General features: G+C 66.3%; 8 protein-coding genes. 2 read left to right on the top strand and 6 right to left on the bottom strand.

The genetic code is table 11. The features are described from left to right. The 4 genes from HY699_08380 to HY699_08365 all read right to left on the bottom strand — a co-directional run. On the bottom strand, nucleotides 1-5,552 hold a 5,552-nt coding region (locus HY699_08380; protein MBI4515816.1), incomplete at its 3' end, for a DUF11 domain-containing protein. Nucleotides 5,553-5,806: 254 nt separating this feature from the next. Further along, nucleotides 5,807-6,832 (bottom strand): peptidyl-prolyl cis-trans isomerase, encoded by a 1,026-nt coding sequence (locus HY699_08375; GenBank protein MBI4515815.1) that lies wholly within the window; start codon nucleotides 6,830-6,832, stop codon nucleotides 5,807-5,809. Continuing rightward, nucleotides 6,790-8,739: a DUF3604 domain-containing protein gene (locus HY699_08370; GenBank protein MBI4515814.1), complete on the bottom strand. Its 1,950-nt coding sequence runs from the start codon at nucleotides 8,737-8,739 to the stop codon at nucleotides 6,790-6,792. The genes HY699_08375 and HY699_08370 overlap by 43 nt, the downstream gene beginning before the upstream one ends. A gap of 261 nt (nucleotides 8,740-9,000) precedes the next feature. After that, on the bottom strand, nucleotides 9,001-9,822 hold the full coding sequence (locus HY699_08365) for a Uma2 family endonuclease (GenBank protein MBI4515813.1): 822 nt from the start codon (nucleotides 9,820-9,822) through the stop codon (nucleotides 9,001-9,003). A 106-nt stretch (nucleotides 9,823-9,928) separates the two neighbouring features. On the opposite strand from HY699_08365, the gene HY699_08360 reads away from it, so the two are divergent. Next, on the top strand, nucleotides 9,929-11,041 hold the full coding sequence (locus HY699_08360) for a HupE/UreJ family protein (protein MBI4515812.1): 1,113 nt from the start codon (nucleotides 9,929-9,931) through the stop codon (nucleotides 11,039-11,041). Between the two features lie 14 nt (nucleotides 11,042-11,055). On the opposite strand, the gene HY699_08355 is transcribed toward HY699_08360, so the two are convergent. Then, a complete protein-coding gene (locus HY699_08355; GenBank protein MBI4515811.1) occupies nucleotides 11,056-13,971 on the bottom strand; it encodes a M4 family metallopeptidase in 2,916 nt (971 codons plus the stop codon). A 206-nt stretch (nucleotides 13,972-14,177) separates the two neighbouring features. Here HY699_08355 and HY699_08350 point away from each other — a divergent pair, with 206 nt between their 5' ends. Beyond that, the gene (locus HY699_08350; protein ID MBI4515810.1) at nucleotides 14,178-15,188 is read left to right on the top strand and encodes a glycosyltransferase family 2 protein; all 1,011 of its coding nucleotides are present in this window, start codon (nucleotides 14,178-14,180) and stop codon (nucleotides 15,186-15,188) included. Between the two features lie 309 nt (nucleotides 15,189-15,497). Here the strand turns inward: HY699_08350 and HY699_08345 are convergent. Beyond that, nucleotides 15,498-15,942, bottom strand: a 445-nt coding sequence (locus HY699_08345; protein MBI4515809.1) for a thiamine pyrophosphate-binding protein, incomplete at its 5' end; no start/stop codon positions are given.

Raw genomic sequence — 15,942 nt, 5'->3', positions numbered from 1 at the left:
GTGTTCGTCGGCGTATCGACCGGCGTGTCGGTTGGCGTGGCCGTCAGCGTGTTGGTCGGCGTCGCGGTGTAGGTCTCGGTTGGCGTCGCTGTGTTCGTCGGCGTATCGACCGGCGTGTCGGTTGGCGTGGCCGTCAGCGTGTTGGTCGGCGTCGCGGTGTAGGTCTCGGTTGGCGTCGCTGTGTTCGTCGGCGTATCGACCGGCGTGTTGGTCGGCGTGGCCGTCAATGTATTGGTTGGCGTCGCGGTGTAGGTTTCGGTTGGCGTCGCCGTTGCGGTTGCCGTCGGTGCAGGGAGGGACACGGTCACGTCCTCCGCGGAGGTTGCCAGTTCGTCGAACGGCAACACCGCAGTGTTCGTGCTCGTCGCCTGCGCGCCGTCTTGGTACGTCGCGGCGCCGACACTGGCGGCGATGTCGGCGACGAACGTGATGGTCAGGTTGCCGTTGGCGGGGATGCTGCACGGCCCCCACTGCGGCTGCGTGTCACCGGCAGTGGGCGGTGGCGGCGCCGGGCAGGTACCGCTGCCGCCGAAGGTGGTCGGGCCGGCGTAAGAGAACCCGCTCGCAAGCAAGTCGGTAATCGTCACGCCGGTGGCAGCGCTGGGGAGCTGGTTGGTCAGCGTAATCACGTACGTGGCCGTGGTGCCGCTGCCGCTGTTCACCACCGCTGGCGTGGTGGTCGCCACGTCGAGGGTGAGCGCTCCGGCGTTGGTGGTCACGGTGTTGGAGCTACTGGAGGTAGTCTCGTTGCTGTCTATCGTTGCCGTGTCAACATAAGTGCCCGCGGCGGTGGGGCTCACCCGGACGTGCAGCACGCCGCTCTGCCCGGCGGCGACGGTGCCCAGATTCCAGGTGACGGTGCCTAGAGCGTAGGTGCCACCGTTGTCGGCAGAGACGAAGCTGAGCCCTGCCGGCAGCGGGTTTTCCACGGTAACGCCCGAGGCGTCGGCGTCGCCGCTGTTGGTGTAAGTCAGTACGTACTCGAAGGTCGGCAGAACCTGGGTGTTGATCGGGGCCGTAACCGGGGTATCGAGTGTGAGCTGGTTGCCGCTGATCGCGGTAACAGTAGCAGTCGTGCCGTTGACACTGACGACGTCGCCAATGGCGATGTAGGTGGTGGAGTTAACCGTAATGGTGGTGCTGGCGCTCGCGGCAGCGGCGAGCGTGGTGAGCGGGAAGGCCACCGAGTTCGGTGCCGAGAGCGTCAGAGCCAACACCGGCGCCGCGCTGGCGCTGACCGTGACCGAGTCCTGCTTGCTGGCGGCGTTGCTGGCGGTGGCAGTCGCGGTGCTGGTGATCGTCGTGGTTCCGGCGGGCAACGGCGAGTCGACGGTTACAGTGAACTGCATCGTGCGCGTTACCCCCGCGGGCAAGGTACCGATGGAGTAGACCGCGCGGTTGGCGCCGCCATCGAAGCTGGCCACATCAGCGTCGACGATATCGGTCTGCGCCGTGCTCTGGTAGACCAGCGTGCCGTTCACGTAAGTCGTGTCGGCCGGGATCGGGTTGCGTACGAGCACGTCAGTTGCGTCACTGCCGCCGACGTTGCTGAGGGTGATGGAGTAGACGAGCTGGTCGCCCGGCTCAACGGCGCCGCCATTTACGTCGGACACGCTGGTGGCAAGCTGCAGGTTGGGGTTGCTGGTGATAGCAACGGTAACCGTGTTGCTCGTGCGTGAGCCGGTGGTTTCCGCGTCGCTGACGGTGGCCGAGTCATCAAGCGTGGTGACGCCACTAGGCACACCAACGCCGGCCACCTGCATTTGGAACGACAAGGTGGCGCTGCCGCCGGCGGCCAGGGTATTGATCGTCCAGGTGAGCGGGTTGCCGCTGTCATTGCGCGCATCGCCGCCGCTGATGTTACCGGCGTAGGTGAAATAGCCGGTCACCGGCATGAGATCCGAGACCGACACGTTGGTCGCAGTGCCCGAGCCGCTGTTGAGGACGGTGATAGTGTAAGTAACAATGTCGCCCGGAATCAGCAGCGTATCGCTGGCTGCTACACTGACGGTGACGTTCGGACGCAACACCGTCGTGGTCACCGAATCGGTGACCGGATCGGTCTGCGTGCTATCGAGCGACACCGGATTGGTAAGCGTGGTGATGCTAGGCGCCAGCGGGTTGCTGACGCTGGCGTTGACGACCAGCGAGCCGGAGCCGCCGGCAGCAATTACGCCGCTGGCCTGGCCGGTGGAGTTCACATTGAAGGTGCAGACGTTAGCCGGGCAACTGCCGCCGACCGGAGTAGCCGGACTGCCGTTGAGGGTCGCGCTCACGAACGTAGTGCCGGTGGGCAAGGTGTCGGTGATCTGCGAACCGCTGGTGTTGGCATTGCCCGGATTGCCGAACTGAATGGTGTACTGGAGACTGCCGCCAGGCGAGACCGCCAGGCTGTCGACTTGTTCGTCGAGCACGAGGAATAGCGGGCTGGTGCAGATTGCCGACTGGCTCTGGCTGGAGGTGCCGTCGAAGTTGACGCCGAGATCATTGGTCTGACTGGCGTGGTTAGTGACGGCGGTGATCACCCACAAGAAGCGGTGACCCGACGTCAGCCCGGCACTCGGCGTGATGCTGCCGGTGAGCAACTCGTTGGTGCGATTGCCGGTGGCCGTGTTGGTGGCCGATCCCAACAACGTCGAGGTGCCAGTGGCCGGGTTGTAATCATACAGCGAGATGGTGAAGGTGGCCTGCGGCGAGCCGGTCTTGTTGATGTAGTAGCTGTAGGAGACGGAAGCGAGGCTAAGCGCGGTTGCCGGGGCCGGGTCTTGATAGAAGCGGGTCAGCTCGACGGTCGTGCTGCCGACCAAGGTTCGGGTCACGGTGTAGGCGGTGGGGTTGGTCGGCGCGGTGGTGTCAGCGATGAACGGGGTTGGCGTCGGCGTCGGTGCGGGCGAGAGGGTGGTGCGCCTGAAATAGTAAGTCGAGCTGGTGCAGGCGCCGGTAATGCCGACCTGGAAGCTCTCGGACACGCCGGCGGTCTCGGCGGAAGTAATGGTGGCAGTATTCGTCGTCGGGTTCGAACCGGTGAAGGGATTGCCAGCCTGCATGGCGATGGTCACCGAGCCGCTGGCGCCGGCCGATACTGTGCCGAGGCTGCATGTCACCGTGCTGCCGCCCAGAGCGCAGGATGGCGACGAGGAGCCGGCCAGGAAGGTAAACCCGCTCGGCACCGGATCACTAATGGTTACGCTTGTGGCGGCCGCCGTGCCGGTGTTGCGATAGCTGATGGTGAACACCACCTGATTGGCCGGCGCCGCGCCGGCCGGGTTGACCTGGAGCTTATCGCCGGCTTTTTGCAGTGACAACGCCGGACCGCTGATGGCGACCGAGGCACTCGCGCTCGCCGGCGTAGTCTCGTTGGATGTGATGGTGGCTGTGGCCACCAGCGGGTGAGCGCCAGCATACGGAGTGTTGACGGTGGCCGTGAAGCTGATGGTGAAAGGACCGTCGCCGGCGGCGATCGAGCCGACGGGGCAACTGATGGTGCCGCTGGTCTCGGTGCAAGGTGGCGAGCCGACGAACGCCCCGAAGGTGAGCCCAGCCGGCAGTGTCTCGCTGATCACGGCACCGGTGACGTTGATCGAGCTGTCGTTGGCGTAGGTGATGGTGTAGGTGACCGTGTCCCCCGGGCTGGCGCTGGTGACGTCGGCGGCCTTGGCGACGGTCAGGCTTGGCGGCGTCGGCCCGCGCACGCCGATCTGCGCCGGATCTGCCGTCAGCGTGCCCGCGCTCGTCGATGCGCTCGCGCCGTTGGTGTAGGTGCCCAGCACCGACGACGAGGTGGCGTTGAAGATGAACGTGCGCGAACTACCCGCCGGCACGGTGGCCGGGGCGAAGGTCCAACTGATCGTGCCGCCGGCGCCCGCCGAGGGCGAGGAAGTGGGCGCACCGAGCGTACCGCCCGCGTTGCTGTCAAAAGTGAAACCGGGCGGCAGCACGTCTTGAATGCTGCTCACCGTGATCGCGCTGCCGGTGGGATTGGTGATGGTAATTGTGATTTGGACCGGATCCCCGGCCACCACCTCGCTCGCGCTGAGAGACTGGCTGATCGAGGCTGGTGCGGCGCCACAGCTGTTGTTGAAGCTGCCAGCCATCACTACACCGGGAATCGGCGTGGGATTGGCGAACCAGTTCTCATCCGCCGGCGGCGAACCCAGCGCCGTGACTTCCGCACTGGTCAGGTACGAGTAAGTGCGGTTGCCCTTGGTGGTTGGGTTGTTGAGGGTCTTGTCATCGAGCGCTTGGACGGCGATGAGGTAGCGCCCGCGCGCCAGCGCCGCTGAGCTCCACGACGCCGTCCAGGTGCCGATCGGGTTGTCCGTGGTGCTGGCTGCCGCCGCCAGGGTCCAAGCTGAACCAACGTCATTGGCGACACCATCGGCGTTGGCGTCGTAATAGTAATAGAAGTCCACGTTGGCCACGGAGGTGACGGCTTGCCCGCCAACCACGGTAAGGCTGTCGGTGACCTGCGCCGTCAGCGCGGCTGGGCCGCACCCGCTGGCGCTGACCTCGGTAACCAGTGGCTGCTGCACCGTGCCGCCGTCGAGTGTGATGATATCGCCACCGGGAATCTCGCGGCTGGGGTCGGCAATGAAGTCGCCCTGGTAGACAAAGTCCTTCTGCAGCGGGTTCTGTAAGCTGTTCGCCGTGGCAAACGCCATGGCGAACGGGGTGGTGGGCGTAATCGTCGGGCCGCCGAAAGCCGAGGCATCGAGCAAGCCTAGCGGGATCTGGTAATCAACCACGTATTCGTCGCAACCCGGAGTGCTGATGTTGCGGGAGCGCGAAGTGCCGTAGTCCCACACGGTTTCGGAACTGCCGTTCGGCCAACTGGTGGTTGGCGTGAGGCTGTTCTGGAAGTTCAAGATCCGGCTGGTCGCCAGATCGACGAACCCGGTCGGATTGTGGGCCACCGCATGGATGTTGCTGGGATCGCCGAGATAGTCGAGTGACTGGCTCTTGAGCGGGCTCCACACGCCGACCAGGCGATCGACTTGCTGTGAGGGGCTGCCGTTCGAGCCATCGAGGTGCACGGCGAAATCACGAAAGCCGTCGCCGTCGGTGTCGATCAATACCGTCCACTGCGCTGAGTTCCAGGGATCGCTCGAGCTATAGCTCCCAGGGCTTGGGCCAGTGCCGTAGGTGTTGGCGATCTGCTCCACGCGCCAGCGGAAGAACAGGACCTGGTTGGTGCCGTCGAACTGCCAGTACACGCTCGGCTGCGCCTGATCGGAACAGTTCGAGGCGACATTGACGTAGTTCTGCGGCCGCGTGCCACCGTTCGACGGGTCCATGGTCCGCTGGTCGTTGATGGTATTGGCCTGTTGCGTATAGGAGATCCAGGCGCCCTCGCTCGGCCACGCCACCGGCTGGTAATGCACCGCCGGACCCGAGCCGCCGCTCCAGTAGGGCGGATATGGGCTCGCCAGTGCTCGTGGCACCTGCCCCCAAAGCATGACCGCGGCAGCGCCCAGCACTAGACTCCAGCTGGCACTGAAACGGCGGCGCCGGAGCGGACGCCGCAAGGATGGGCTGGGTTCATGTCTAGCCATATCGTTTTCCGGACCGTCACTCATCGGGTAGCTGGCATAACACTTCACATATGAGAGGAGAAGTAGTCAATCGCCGACCAAGTGGGTAGTAGAGATTTGCCCGCTCGGTTAAACCGAAGCGCATGCAAGAGGCCATGCGCCATGGTGAGAGTGCTCTGTCAGACTGCGTCTGATGAGCGGCAGGGCAATATTCCGCTTAAACTGCCGAAGCGCCACGGCAAGCCCTCGCGTGGCCGTCAGCCGCGGGCATCTGGTCATGCGGCTGGGCCTTCAACTCTAACCGCATAGCGCTCGCGTAACCGATCGAGGCCCTCCCGCAGCCGTCTACCGCGGCGCTCGGATAGATAAGCGTGCAGAACGCGGTTGCGAATCCGCTCCAACGCCGGCGCCTCGGCTTCCCGCCGCTGGTGCAGCCAGACGAGATGAAACCCGTAGGGCGACTCGATCGGCTCCGACCACGCCTGCAGGGCCGTCGCCCCGTCGATCGCGGCGGCGAACTCGGCGCCGAAGATCTGGGCAACCTGCTGCCTGGGAAGCAGGCCAAAGTGCGCTCCGCGAATGAACGGGTCTCCCGGCAGCACACCGCGGTCGGGCGTAACCCCGGTCTGCCGCAGCTCTTCGCGCAGGCGCCCGGCGACCTCCCGCGCGCCGGTGCCGTGGCGCTCGCGGCTGACATAGACCTGACTCAACCGAACCATCGTGGGCGAGACGAAGCGCTCGGAGCGCCGGGCGTAGAAGTCCGCTAGCTCCGCCGCACTCGGCTCATCCGACGGCAGCGGCCGGCTCAGAATCAACCGCATTACTTGCGCCAGATGGCGGCGGATCACCAGGTCGTGCCGTTCGAGCCCGAGCTGGCGCGCAGCGGCTTCCGGAGCGCCGTTTTCGTCCGGCAGCTGTTCGTCGACAAAGCGCGCCAGGCGCGCCAAGCGGTCACTCACCTGCGGTAAGCGGCGATCCAACCCGCGGTCGAGCGCCTGGCGATACAACACCTCCTCGTCAACGGCTTCGTCGATCAACCGTGCCTCCTCCTGCGGATCGGGAACCCTGCCGAATTGCTCGGCCCAGACACTCCGCAGCCTGGCGATATCGGCCACAGTCATTACGATCGGTTCGCGCACCCGCGGCGAGTCACCCGGGCGGGAGCCCCCCAGTGCCGCCCACAGTGCACCACCGATGAGAAAGAAATGCAGCGCGGGAGCGCGCAAGATCCGCCGCATGGCACTGCGCCCGCGGTTGCTCACGGCCCGGGCTCCGGGCGATACCAGATCGGCGACGTCCATGCCCGCTCTTGGATCACCGGCTCCATATACGCATCGTTACCGGGGCCGAGGCAGCATTGGGTAAACGCGGCGCCGGCTACCTCTGCCTGCCGCGAGCAGCCGGCCGAGAACGGGTCGACGCCGACGCTCTTGCATACCCGCGTACTCCAGCGACAGGTGGGGTTCTCCAACACGCGAGCGTAGTAGAAGGCGTGTTGGCGCGGGTCGAAAGCCGGGTCCGTCCACCAGGCGCAAAGCTCGCGGGCGCCGCTGCCGACCGGCGCGCAAGTAGCGGGGGCTACGCTGGCGCCGTTATCGGCGCGGCCGGCGGCATCGAAGATGGCTTCGTGCGTGCCCCCGGCATCGTCCACCCAGCCTTTAATGATCTGAATGCGCTGTAGATCCGTGCCGGGAGCCTCTGGCAAGCCCGAATCCTTCACCGCCCACACCAGGAAGCGCGGGGAGGCCGCGTCGTCACGCAGTGTGAGATCACCCCCCATCGGCACGCCGCGCGCGTACGCCTGTTTGACGAGGTCGGGCGTCGCGCACGTCAAGCCGTCGTAGTCGCCGGCGAAGAATCGCACCGTGATCCGGGTTCCGCTGGTGGCGTAGGTTTCGCGCCGGGCCAAGGCCGCGAAGATGGCGTCGCGAGAATTCTCCTCGGCCCAAGCGACCGCGAGCCCGCCCGGGTTGGTTCTCATCTCGCGTCCAATCTGCACTCGTGGGCTGGAGTCGCCGTTACCATGCCCGCCTTCCCAGTCGGTCTCTGCGGTGTTGCCGCCGGTGGCATTGTGGGTGTCGGTACTGCCGACGAAGCCGAGCTTGAACGGGTTGACCCCTTCGCGTTGCGCGTAGCGCAGCCCTTCCTTCAGCGTATTGCGCACCAGGTTGCGCTGCGGGTAGCGGTCGATCGGCGGGGGGGCTTCGAACGGGGCGTCATTGGCGGGGAGCAGCTGCTCGAAGGTGCACAGCTCGTCGGCGGTACCGGCGCCGCTTCCCGCCAGGCGATCGAAGCGGCACTCCGAGTTACCTTTCTGCTGGTGAATCTCGACCAGCGGTTCGAGCAGCTGGCGGCGCCTGGCCTCGGTGGCATTGGCCGGCTCCTGCCAGCGTTCGCCGCCGCTGAGGTTCGAGTTGTGCGGGATCAGCAGCGCCTCGCAGCCCGTACCCGCATTCAAGCAGTCACGTTCAATGGCAGCCCAGAGGCCTTGCGGTACCCCGCCGGACTCGGTTTCGAGGTGGCTGGCGGCAAAGGCCGGTACACGATGATTTCTGAAGATGATGTTGCGGTGCAGGTGTCGCGCGCGCGGGGAGCTGGTGTGTTCGTAGCCGACGAAGGTGGTAAACGAGCAGGCCGAGGTGCGGTCGTAGGCCTCCTCGGCGGCCGCCTGCACGTCCTGCCACACCGAGACCGCGGCGGCATCGCAGTCCACGCCCGGGGTCTGGCAAAAGGGTAGCGAAGGCGGCGGGGATGGAATGCCCGCCGGGAAGAGCCAGCGCGCAGTGGTGACCGACTGCTCCTCGGGAGATTCCGACTTGCGCAGATCGCCGCACAGTTCGTCATCGAACAACAGCGAGCCGGGCGTGGTGCAGAGTCGCGCCTCGCCGAAGAACTCCGCGTGATCGGTGACGGCGGCGAAGTCGAGCGGCCGATCAATCCGGGCCGAACGCGTCTGTGCCTCCTGGTCATCAGAAAGAGCAATCGTGCCGCCCTTGGCGAATGAATAAGCCCCGCGCGGGTCCACCCGCGTGCCGAAGATGTAAGCGTCGGCCGAGTAAGCGGTGTGGATGTGAAGGTCACCGAAGAACGGGGTACGCAGCGGATCGTAAGCGTCGCAAGGCTCGCGGGTTTCGGTGCTCTGCCACGGCGGTGTCGGCTCCGGCTCGGGTGTGCCCGGCACCTCCCCACCGCAGGCAGCAAGGCCCATCAGCAGGGCGCCCAAAGCCAGCAGGCGAAACCCCTTGCCGCTGCCATCACTTCGTGTGGTGAAATCGGCTTCATGGACCATAGTCGCAAACTCACCGCCGGCCGGTTGGCTGACACACTCCGGCGAATTTGGCAAGGGAATTCGCCCTTAGTCCGTAATGAACTTATCAAGCCGGTGCCTGGAAATTCTTTGGCGCGCAAGGATGAGGAAGTAATCAACCAAGCGGAGCAGCCGCTGCGGATGACCGCTTCCGGGGACGTGTTACGGCCGCTTGCCGCGGCCCTGAAGTTGGGCCCGTAGCTTGGCTAGCTCGCGTTCCGCTCGATCGGCGCGTTTGGCTTCGGCTTCGGCTCGCTTTATTTCATCCTCGGCCCGCTTGGCTTCGGTCTCGGCCCGCTTGGCTTCGGTCTCGGCCCGCTTGGCTTCGGTCTCGGCCCGTTTGGCCTCGGTCTCGGCCCGCTTGGCCTCCGCCTCGGCGCGTCGCTGCGCTGCGCGGGCCAGATCCACCGCCTCGTCCAACCCTGGAAGCTTCTCTCCGGTGACGCTGTCAATCAGCCGCAAGCTGTCGCCCTCAGCCCGCAGGATCAGAGCCAACTCCAGGCTGCGCAATGCGCCGTTTGCAGCCGGTTTCAACTCGCGAAACTGCTCTCCGACGCGCCGAAATCCCCGTAGCGCGGGACGCAGGTACTCGCCCATGGGATCGTAGAGAAAATACTCGCGGACCCCGAGCATTTCGTAGAGCGCACGTTTGTTGCCCAGGTCCTCAATGCGGCTACTAAGGGAGGTCACCTCGATTACCACGCACGGTCCGGCGCCTTCTTCCCAAGTCTTGAACGTGCGCCGCTTGCGCTTGGGCACACCCCGCACGACGAAGACGTCGGGGCACACCACCGCCTGGGGATTGCCTTCTTCGTAGTAGAGGAACATGTTCGCAGCCACGTACATGTTGGGCTGATCGCGCAGGTGCAGAGCCAGCGCTTGTCGCAGGTAGAAGATGACGGCGATGTGGAAGTCGGTCTCTCCCACGGGTTTCCCATCCCGTTCCGGGTACTCAATGCGCCCGGGTTGCAGGGCTGTGTCCATTTCGCACTCGCACCGTGAAGAATACTGGCACCGCTCGGCACCGGTTGCAACCGACAAGACATGCCGCGGAGGTGCGGCTTGATCGACTACGCAATAGATCGTCCCCGTGCAGCTGAAATTGGAGGGCCAGCGCGCCGGTCCAGGCGCCGATTCGGCCGACGTTCCTCGTGATCAGTTGAGCGCTCTGGCAGCCTGCGCTACAAGCCCGCTGGGTAACCGCAGCATGCGCATCCGCTGTCTCGCACTCGGATTCGGAATTGCACTCCTTCTAGCAGGTGGTATTCAGGCCCATCCGCTGGCGCCGTCGCTGCTCAAGATCGCGGCGCTTCCCGATGGGCGGGCCGAGGTCTTGTGGAAGACACCGAGCGTGCGCGTTCGCGGGGCCGACTTGAGACCGGTGCTGCCCGATCACTGCCGGGTGGTTACGCCGCGGCAAACGCAGGTCGATGACACGAGCTTTCGAGCGCAGTGGACGGTCGATTGTGGGGCGGGCGGTGTCGCGGGCGCCGAAGTGGGTGTCGATGGCCTCGCCGAGTCAGCCACGGCCGCCATCGTCCACATCGAGCTGCAAGACGGCCGCACGTTTCAGGCGGTGCTTTCCGCCCGGCAGCCCGCGTTCACGATTCCGCGGGCGCCACGGCGCGCGGCGGTTGTGTGGGATTACTGGAGCTTGGGGCTGCGGCACATTCTGACCGGGCCGGATCACCTGCTCTTCGTCTTCGGCCTGCTGCTGTTGGCGGGAACACTGCGCCCGGTTGCGGCAACCGTGACCGCTTTCACCCTCGGCCACAGCCTGACCCTGGCGCTGGTGATGCTCGGTGTCGTCGCCTTTTCCCCTCGCTACATCGAACTCGGCATTGCCGCGAGTGTGTTTCTGCTCGCGGTCGAGCTGGCGCGCGGCGGCGTCGAGTCGAGTTTCATGCGGCGGCGTCCGTGGTTGATGGCCATGTCCTTCGGCCTGCTGCACGGGTTCGGTTTTGCCGGCGGGTTGCGCGATGCCGGTCTGCCGGCGGGCGAGATCCCGGTCAGCCTGGCTTCATTCAACGTGGGAATCGAAACCGGGCAGCTCTTGTTCGTCGCCGCTGTGCTGAGATTGCGCCGCGTAAGCCGTCCCCTGATCATGCGCATGCCGCCCTGGCTCGGGCAGGCTCCGGTGTACGCGATGGGTGCGCTGGCCGCATTCTGGAGCCTCGAGCGCGCCGGCGCCCTCCTGCACTGATGTTTCTCTGCCGCCTATGCGCATCCACCGAGCGCGGCGTTGACGGCGGCGACCAGCTCGTCGACGGTGACCTCGCCGTCCGCATTGGTGTCCAACCATGGGCAATCGCCGAGCGGCGCGAGGCCGAGCGCGATATTGACGCCCTTGACCAGCTCATCGACGGTGACCTCGCCGTCGCCACTGCAATCGCCGATGCACCGGCTGGGGCCGACGAAGCTGCCCCGGCGATAGATGACGCCGTAGTCGGCATTCTCCACCCACACTACCGGTGAACCCAACGGCGTGCGGTGATCACTCGCGAGCGGCTGGCGCATGAGGGAGAACTCCGTCGCGGTGTCGCTCGCCTGTGAATAGACGATGGCGCCGTCGTCGCCGCTGTAACCGGGTGCGCCGTAGCCACCGCGAACGACAGCGATCTCGCTGAAGTCACCGGTGGTAAGGCTGCCGGCCATCACCGTTGACTGCTCGCGTTCCTGGTCATAGGCGTCGAAGGTAATGAAGTCATCGCTGGTCTGACTCAGCGCCGGGTAGGCCACATCCATTCCCGGCACCGGCGGCACGATCGCCAGCGTGGTTTCGTCGCTCAGATCCAGGGCGTAGATGCTCCAGGCGGAGACGGCCGCGCCGCCGCTGACGCGCATTTCATTCAAGGCGTCATAGATCAGCAGCCGGCCGTCGGCGCTGAAGTCCATCGCGCCGGCGTAGCGCACGCTGTCGATTGCGCCGCCGTCGTGGGTGGGGGCGCGCAGCGTGAAAGTGCGAGTCGAGCCGGCGGCGGTATCGATCACCCGAATCAGGTTTTCCGGCTCGCCCTCGTTGTCGAGCAGGACAAAGCCGAAGCGGTTGCCGTCAGGAGCGACGGCGACCGAGCTGACCAGGCCGGGAAAGCCGAGGCAGCGCTCGGGCGTGCCGGCCTCGGGATCGACGAAGCTACCGTCGGTATTGACGAAGCACACGTCGTTCTCCGAGTTCACGAAGACCGCGAAGCTGCCGTCGCCCGACACCGACGGGCGGGCCGGCGCCAGGCGCGGCTCGAGCAGCTGCACGCCTGCGCTCGGATCACCGAGGGCCTCTTCGCGCCGCCCGAGGAAATAGCTTTCGGCGTTGCCGTCGTAAAAGAGAAAGAGGGTAGCGTCCACGCCCGCAACCGGGGGGAAAGGCGCCGGCAGCGGCGTGCCGCGGCCGTCGTAGATCTCGACGGCATCAAAGGCTTCGGCGGTCTTGCGCGCTTGGCGCGAATCGTTGCCGAACAGGTCTTTGGCGGCGGCGATGCACGCCAGGCGGGCATCGACAAAGCGCGAATTCGCCACCAAGTGCAGCGCCAGCGCGCGGTAGAAGATCCGTTCGGCATCGGCCATACCGAGCGCGCCGCTCAACCCTTCGGCGAGCTGATAGAAGGCGTGGTTGATGATGCCGCTGTTGGTGTGGACGCCGCCGTGATCGCGCTCGGTGACGTAATACTCGCTCATCGTCGCCGGATCACCGAAGCGGGCCGGGTCGGCCATGCTTCGTAGCGGGTCGGGCAGTTGCCCGCCGACGATCCAGTCGGGCGCGCCGACGGTGCGAGTCTCGACCGCCTCGCCGAAGATATCGGAGAACGCCTCGTTCAATGCGCCCGGCTGGTCTTGGTAGACCAAGCCCGCGGTGTATTCCGTAACACCGTGCGTGAGTTCGTGACCGACCACATCCAGGGTGCCGGCGTACGGTTGCGCGTCGCCGAAGGCCATCAGCGCGCCGTTCCAAAAGGCATTGTTGAAGTCCCGGCCCAGGCGTACGACCGCCAGGATCGAGCCGCCCGCGCCGTCGATCGAGTTGCGCCCGTGGCGCTCGCGGTAGTAGTCGTACACCTGCGCCAGGCCGAACGCCGCGCTCACGCCATCGGGCACGCTCCAGGAAGTGGCGCTGTCCGAGGTGACGTGGAATAGGTCCGGGAATTCCTCGGGCTCGTCGCTGGGCGGCTGGTTTTGCGCATCGAGCACGATGATAGCGCCGCGGGTGGTTTCCGGCTGCGGCGGCCTCGAGCTCGGATCGAACATCGGCTTGCTAGTATCGGCCAAGTAGAAGGTGCTACCCTCGCGCCAGACCTCGAGCGGCAGGGTGTCGCCGAAAACCCCCTCACCTGAGCCGTGCACGTTGCTGTCCTGCACTTGGCTCAATGCGGCCAGCAACGACCCGTCGACGGCGTCGATCACCACCAGCCAGCGGGCGCTGAGGGAGGCGGTGAGCTCGAAGCGCCAGGCCAGACGCGCCCGGCGGCCGGCCGCGTAGATGATCAAGCCGGCCGCGCCTGCCCGCGCGCCGGCGGCGCCGGCCACCGCGGCTCGGGCGTGCCAGACCGCGGCATCGGCGCCGAGCACGGGCTTGAGCGCCACCTGCCGCGGAGTCGGCACGTAGGCGCCATCGACGAGATCGACGTTACCGCCGCGGTCGAGATGCACGATCAACTCGGCCGGCCAGACCGGCAGGCCTTGATAGAACTGCGTGTAGCGCAGGTGGCGGCGGCCGAGGTGATCCTGCTCCTCGCGCAGCAACGCCAGCTCCTGGTCCGGCTCGTCGAGGCGGAGCAGTGCACGATTGCTTCGCAGAAAGGCACGTCCGGTGGCGGCGGTGTCGCCGGTGGCCGCTTGCAGCACGCCGCCGCCGATCTGCATCGGCGTACCCACCCCCGGACGCAGGCGCAGGGTCAGCGCTCCGCCCAGGCGGTGGTGCAGCTGCGCCAAGGCCCGCTGCGCCCCACCGGCAACATCTGACGCGACGCGGCGCCGGGCGCCGTCGACGGCACCAGCGCGTGCCCGTCGCAGCCGCTTCGCCAGCGCCTCGAGACGTGCATCGGCGTGCACTGTTGTCGGGGTCTGCGAGCGCCGGGCCTGCGCCAGCGGCAGCACTCTTGGTGCCGCGCCCGCAGCCGCGCTAGTGCCAACGACAGCCACCAACATCACCGCCACCAGTCTGCCCGACCGCCTTTCAGTATGATCGCGCGCGCCAGCATCGTCAGGGTGGCGCGTCGGCGGTGGTGGCACTGATCGGCCGCCAAGCATACGCCCCAGATAGTCGCTAGCACGCCGCTTCGTCAAGGCAGGTGCACGCCGGGTGCCGGAGTTGCCAGGACCGCGGGGCTGGACTACGAACTGCGGCAATGGCGCGCCCGCCGCTGGTGTCGATTCTGCTGCCGGCCTTCAACGCGGCTGCAACCTTGCCGGCTTGTCTGCGCAGCGTACAGCGGCAGGCGGAGCCGGGCTGGCAGTGCGTGATCGTCGACGACGGTTCAGGCGATGGCACGCTCGCCTGCGCCCGTCACTTCGCCGCGCGTGATGAGCGCTTCGAGGTAATTCCGGCACCGCATCTAGGGTTGGTGTCGGCACTGAACACCGGCCTGGCGCATTGCCGGGGGCGCTACGTTGCCAGAATGGATGCCGACGACGTGATGCACCGCGAGCGCCTGGCGGTGCAGGTGCGGGCGCTGGAGGCGACGCCGGAATTGGCCGCCGTCGGCTGTCACGTGCGGCTATTCCCGCGCGACGGCTTGCGCGCTGGCCGGCGCGCCTACGAGCGCTGGCTGAACAACATCGATTCCGCGCATCGGGTGCGCGAAGAGGCGTTCGTCGAATGCCCGATAGTTCATCCAACGCTGGTGATCCGGCGCGAGTTGCTTGTCGAATTCGGTTACCGTGATGCGGGCTGGCCGGAAGACTACGACCTGCTGTTACGCTTGTTGGCCGCCGGCTACGAAATCAGCGTGGTGCCGCGCCGGCTGCTCTGCTGGCGCGATCGCCCGGCAAGGCTATCGCGCACCAGTCCGGTCTACGGCCTGGATCGCTTCGCGCCGTGCAAAGCGGCGTTTCTTGCCGCGCAGTTCCTCGCCGGGCACGACACTTATATTCTCTGGGGCTATGGCGACACCGGCCGGGCGCTGCGGCGCGCGTTGCTGGCACACGGCAAGCGGCCTTCGCACATCGTCGAGGTACATGCCGGCCGCTTGGGCAACCGAATTCACGGCGCTGCGGTGATCAGCCCGCAAGCGCTGGCAGCGCTGCACGGCCACCGCCTGATCGCCTCGGTGGCCGGGGCACAACCGCGCCGGCAGATTCGGCAAGCACTGCAGGCGATGGGCTTTTGCGAACTACACGACTTCGTCTGCGCGGCGTGAACTGCTGCCCTGACGCGCGCAGGCAAATGGCAAGGCCGTACGGTCGTGAGCCGCCACAACCCCACGGCCTCGGGCCCGCCGCGGTCGCGCTGGCGGCTTGCCGCGGTCCCGGACACCACCGACACCACCCAACGGCTCTATGCTTCACACCGCTGCCCTGCTGGGGTCGAGCCCTGAGCTAACCGCACGAGTACGATGACATCGACGCCGAGCGCGTGCACGAGGCGGCCGCCGCAGCTGTCCGCGACGTTGCTGAGTACGTCGAGCACGTGCAGCGATTTCTGAATCAACCAGGCTAGGAGCCTGCGCTCACAGCTCGCGCGTGCCGTAGTAGGGCAAAGTGGTTTGCCCCGCGGTTGCACCTTTGACCATCACTTGCGTGATTGGGGCGATCACCGAGGGGTCGGTCATGACGTTCACGCAGGCCGGGCGGCCGCTGGCCAGGGCCCGCTGCAGCGCGGGGACCAGATCGCCGGGCTGCTCGACGTGTTCGGCGTAACAGCCGAAGCCCGCCGCCGCTAGGTCGTAACGCGTCGGACCGAGCCGGGTCGCGACCTGCCGCTCCTTGCCGTACATCAACTCCTGCCCATGCGCCGACATGCCCCACTGCTGATCGTTGTTGACCACGGTTACTACGTTCAGTCCGTGTCGTACCATGGAATCGAACTCGGTAAAGTTCAGCCCGACCGAGCCGTCGCCCACGATACACACGACTTGATCGTCGGGATGGGCTGCCTTTGCCGCCATGGCGAAG

The sequence above is a fragment of the Deltaproteobacteria bacterium genome (assembly GCA_016210005.1).
Classification (GTDB): Bacteria; Desulfobacterota; Binatia; order HRBIN30; family JACQVA1; genus JACQVA1.
The sequence above is the reverse complement of the archived record's forward strand: the minus strand, read 5'-3'. Positions and strand labels throughout refer to the sequence as shown.

What these genes read in the sequence shown, in the direction of transcription:
- HY699_08375 (MBI4515815.1), bottom strand. Translation starts at nt 6,832, where the DNA reads ATGGACGTCGCCGATCTGGTATCGCCCGGAGCCCGGGCCGTGAGCAAC.
- HY699_08370 (MBI4515814.1), bottom strand. Translation starts at nt 8,739, where the DNA reads ATGGGCCTTGCTGCCTGCGGTGGGGAGGTGCCGGGCACACCCGAGCCG.
- HY699_08365 (MBI4515813.1), bottom strand. Translation starts at nt 9,822, where the DNA reads ATGGACACAGCCCTGCAACCCGGGCGCATTGAGTACCCGGAACGGGAT.
- HY699_08350 (MBI4515810.1), top strand. Translation starts at nt 14,178, where the DNA reads ATGGCGCGCCCGCCGCTGGTGTCGATTCTGCTGCCGGCCTTCAACGCG.